This is a genomic window from uncultured Campylobacter sp., from assembly GCF_937890585.1.
Lineage (GTDB): Bacteria > Campylobacterota > Campylobacteria > Campylobacterales > Campylobacteraceae > Campylobacter_A.
On sequence record NZ_CALACG010000235.1, the window covers coordinates 1 to 4,088 of the forward strand.

Here is a 4,088-nt window from a genome sequence, read left to right on the forward strand (position 1 = left end):
AAATTTTGGGCTTTACTCTACTTTTATAAATTTAAATTTTATATATTTTGGAAATTTGATTGTGTGAGCCAAAGCCCACACAAATTTACGCTATCTTGCTAGCGTCGATGATGTTTAGATCAAGACCTAAGTCTTCGACAGATAGACCAAGTGCAAGACCTACAAGCTGAGATAGGTGGATGATAGGTTTTCTAACATCTGAGTGGTTCTCATCTTGATATCTCTCTTGATAGATGTCAAGTTGCATTTGACAAAGTGGGCACGGAGTGACAACTACGTCTGCGCCATTTTGATCAGCGTTATTTACGATCTGGCTTGACATTTTTCTTACTGATTTCCCAGCTGGATAGCTAGCGTGGAAGCCGCAGCAGTCAAGTCTTTTCTCAAATGGCACGATAGTAGCACCAAGTACGCTTACAACAGTTTCAAAGCTCTTTGGATTTACTGAGCTTTCTCTGTTGTGTAGATCTTTTTCAGGTCTTAAGCTGTGGCAGCCGTAAAATAGAGCTACTTTTAGACCGCTAAGTGGCTTAACAACCTTTGCTTTTAGCGTATCGACATTTTGGTAAAGCTCCCATAGAAGGCTTGTTACCTCAGATGTACCATTATATTTCATATTGCCTTCAGCTAAAAATGTATTGATACGATCTTTTGCGCCCTTGTCAAGTGTGCTTTTAGCTCTTGTTAGAGTTAGCATACAAGTTGAGCATGTCGTAAGCATCGGCATATTCATCTGCTCTGCAAGCGCTATATTTCTAGCATTTGCTACAAGTGCAGCCATAGGATCTACGTCTTGTGCTTGTTGAGCACCACAGCAGCTCCAGCCCTTTATCTCGTGAAGCTTCCAGCCAAGCACTGGAGCGATGGCCTCAAGCGACATCTTAGCCTCTTTAGCTGCTTGAGTGAGTACGCATCCTGGGAAAAAAGCGAATTCATTTTGCATAATTACTCCTTACTAGCAGCTTTGCGAGCCGCATTTATCATTTTTACTAGATCGTCATGACCTTCTATGTCTTCTTCGCCAAATACATGAAGCGGATTCATCTTGCCAGCAAGCATTAAATTTGCAGCGATGTCTAGTTTGCCCATATTTTTGATAACGCCTTCTGAACGAAGTGCAAGTCTAACCTCATTTAGCCTGCCTGAGCCATCAACTAGATCAGTTAAGAACGCCTCAGCGTGATCTGGTCCCATGCCCTCATTAAAGCCTTTTTGTATAGCCATGATGCGAAGATCAGTTATGTCAGCGCATGCGCTTATGCCTTTTGGACAGCGATCAGCACACTCTTGGCATTTTACGCACATCCAAAGGCCATTATCGATAGCTGGTTTTAGGTGTGGCATAGGATCTTTGCTACGTGAGTCAAAAGCGGCTCTGTAAGCATGAACAAATACAAATGGCTGCATATAATCACTCGCGTCTGCTTCAAGTTTATTACACTCGCTAGCGCATGCACCGCAAAGTATGCAGTCCCATTCAAGTGCGACTTTGTCGTACTCTTTTTGACTTTGCTTACAGCCTTTTGCAGCGCTAAATTCTGACTTAGCAGTGATGCTTGGTTTGATCTTGCGTAAATTTTCGATACTTGGCTCCCAATCCACCATAAGGTCTGAGATAACCTTGAAATTTCCAAGTGGTGAAATTCTAATAGTATCTGGATTGCCAAACTCAGCCAAAAGCTCGTTCATCTTTGTATCGCAAGCTAGATATGAGTGACCATTTACTCTAACAGCGCACGCACCGCATATCGCTGAGCGGCAAGATGCTGTGAAATTTAACGTCGCATCCTTTTTTTGTTTGATGTCAAAAAGCACTGTTAAAAGAGTTTTGCCTTTGATCTCTTCATTTGTTAGCTCATAAGTTGATTCATATTTTTTAGTTCCGTCAAAACGGTCGATAATAATTTTCATCCTAGCTCCTTACTCTGGCTTCTTGCCGTCAAGTGAAAATATGCCTGTCACAACGTCTTTGTAGCTAAGTTCAAGCTTGTCGTCTTTTAGTGTGACTATGCTGTGTTTTAAGAAATTTACATCATCTCTTTTTGGATAGTCCTCTCTTGTGTGAGCGCCACGGCTCTCAAGACGATTTTGCGCTGCAAGACATGCTGCACGAGAAAGAAGTATAAGGTTGCCAAGCTCGACATAGTCAGTAAATGCTGTGTTCATAACTGGGTTTTGATTTGGCACTTTAAGGGTGTCATATTTTGCTTGGATAGCTTCTAGGTTTTTAGAGAGTTGATCAAGTTTAGCACCAGTTCTAAAGATACCCATTAGATCCCAGTTGTTTTTACCAAGCTCTTCACGAAGTGCATACATATCATTTACGCCGCCCTCGCCTGTTGCGATAGATTTAAATTTATCTTGCCACATTTTTGCTAGCTCAGAAGTTTTCTTACCGCTTGCAAATTTTGCATTTTGAGCATAAGCACCAGCACCTTTGCCAGCTAGATCGCCAGTTACAACTGCGTCAGTTAGGCTGTTACCACCAAGGCGGTTTGCACCGTGGATAGATACGCATGAGGCCTCGCCACCTACATAAATTCCAGGGATTTTTGTGCTCATATCATCAAATTTAGCTACCTCTATACCACCCATTGAGTAGTGAGCTGTTGGGCGGATAGGCACTGGTTGTTCGATAAGGTCGATGTCTTGAAAAAGCATAGCTGTGTGGCGAATTTTTGGAAGCTTTTTCATGATAGTATCTTTGCCAAGGTGACGAACATCGCAAAGTACATAAGCGCTCATACCCTCGCCAAAGCCTCTACCCTCGCGAATTTCTGTCTCGATCGCACGAGCGACGACGTCACGTGGAGCTAGCTCCATCTTTTCGTGATAGTTTTTCATAAAGCGCTCGCCTTTGTTGTTTAACAAGTATCCGCCCTCGCCACGAGCAGCTTCTGTGATTAGCGTGCCGCCATTTTGAACGCCAGTTGGGTGAAACTGAAGCATCTCAGGGTCTTCAAAACCAAGACCTACTTTAAGCGCAGCAGCTATGCCATCGCCTGTTGCTATAAATGGAACTGATGTGCGGTTATAGAAAATTCTAGTGTATCCGCCAGTTGCGATGACTAGAGATTTGCAAAGAACTGGGTAAATTTGACCATCTTGGATGTTGCGAAGAACGATGCCCTCTACTTTACCGTCCTCAAGACCGATCTCAAGTAGCTCGTGATCCATTAGAAATTTAACTCCAGCTGTGATAGCGTCGTCAAGACAGGCGTGCATCAAAACGTGGCCAGTTTTATCGGCTGCGTAGTTACAGCGTTTTTTACTAGCGCCACCCATGAAACGAAATGCCACGTCGCCATTATCTTTACGAGAAAAGAGCATACCGTTGTAGTCTAGTTCGTGGATAACTGCGCCTGCTGCCTCGCAAAATTTCACAACCGCATCTTGATCAGCAAGATAAGCTGCACCTTTTACGGTGTCATAGGCGTGAAGCTTGAAGCTGTCGCCGTTACTAAAGTCGGTAACGCCGTTTATACCGCCCTCTGCCATACAAGTCGCGTTACGTGATGGCATCATCTTTGTAGCGACAACGACGGTTGAGTTTGGATATTGCTTGCGAACGGCTGTTGCTGCACGAAGTCCTGCACCGCCAGAGCCGATTATTAGCACATCAACAGATGGCAAGCCTTTTTCATTGCCCTTTGGCAACTCGCCAGCAAAAACATTGGTCGCACCAGCTGTTGTAGCTAGCGCACCTACGCTGATACAGGCACTTTGTAGAAATTCTCTTCTGGTAAATTTTTCACTCATTGATAACTTCCTATTTTAATAAGTTTATTAGCGTTAAGACGCACCGCCAGTTAATTTCTTAATATTTTTTAAAATAAGTAGATTAATTAAAAAATTAATAATGAAACTTTACATAAAATTTACTTAAAAAAAACATAAGAATTTATTTTAGGTTGTATAGTGAGATTTGATAGCTAAAATCATTTAGTAAAGGACCATTTTATCGTGTTTGTAGCAACTGCTTATAAATTTATTATTTTGATAAAGATAAAAATAATATTATCACGCAATATATACTAATAAAAATAGATACAATATTATAAAATGGCTAATTCTACGTATCTTTGAGA

At 42.0% G+C, this 4,088-nt stretch carries 3 protein-coding genes; all 3 read right to left on the bottom strand.

Annotated elements, in window-relative coordinates:
* Positions 1-85 precede the first annotated feature (85 nt).
* From sdhE to sdhA, 3 genes are read right to left on the bottom strand one after another with little or no spacing between them, the layout of a single operon-like run.
* Positions 86-943: an 8-methylmenaquinol:fumarate reductase membrane anchor subunit gene (gene sdhE, locus Q0296_RS06995; protein WP_298038579.1), complete on the bottom strand. Its 858-nt coding sequence runs from the start codon at positions 941-943 to the stop codon at positions 86-88.
* Positions 944-945: 2 nt separating this feature from the next.
* Positions 946-1,911 carry an 8-methylmenaquinol:fumarate reductase iron-sulfur subunit gene (sdhB, locus tag Q0296_RS07000; RefSeq protein ID WP_021085839.1) on the bottom strand — a complete coding sequence of 322 codons (966 nt, stop codon included), beginning with the start codon at positions 1,909-1,911 and terminating at the stop codon, positions 946-948.
* Positions 1,912-1,920: 9 nt separating this feature from the next.
* On the bottom strand, positions 1,921-3,759 hold the full coding sequence (sdhA, locus tag Q0296_RS07005) for an 8-methylmenaquinol:fumarate reductase flavoprotein subunit (RefSeq protein ID WP_298038584.1): 1,839 nt from the start codon (positions 3,757-3,759) through the stop codon (positions 1,921-1,923).
* Positions 3,760-4,088: the final 329 nt, after the last annotated feature.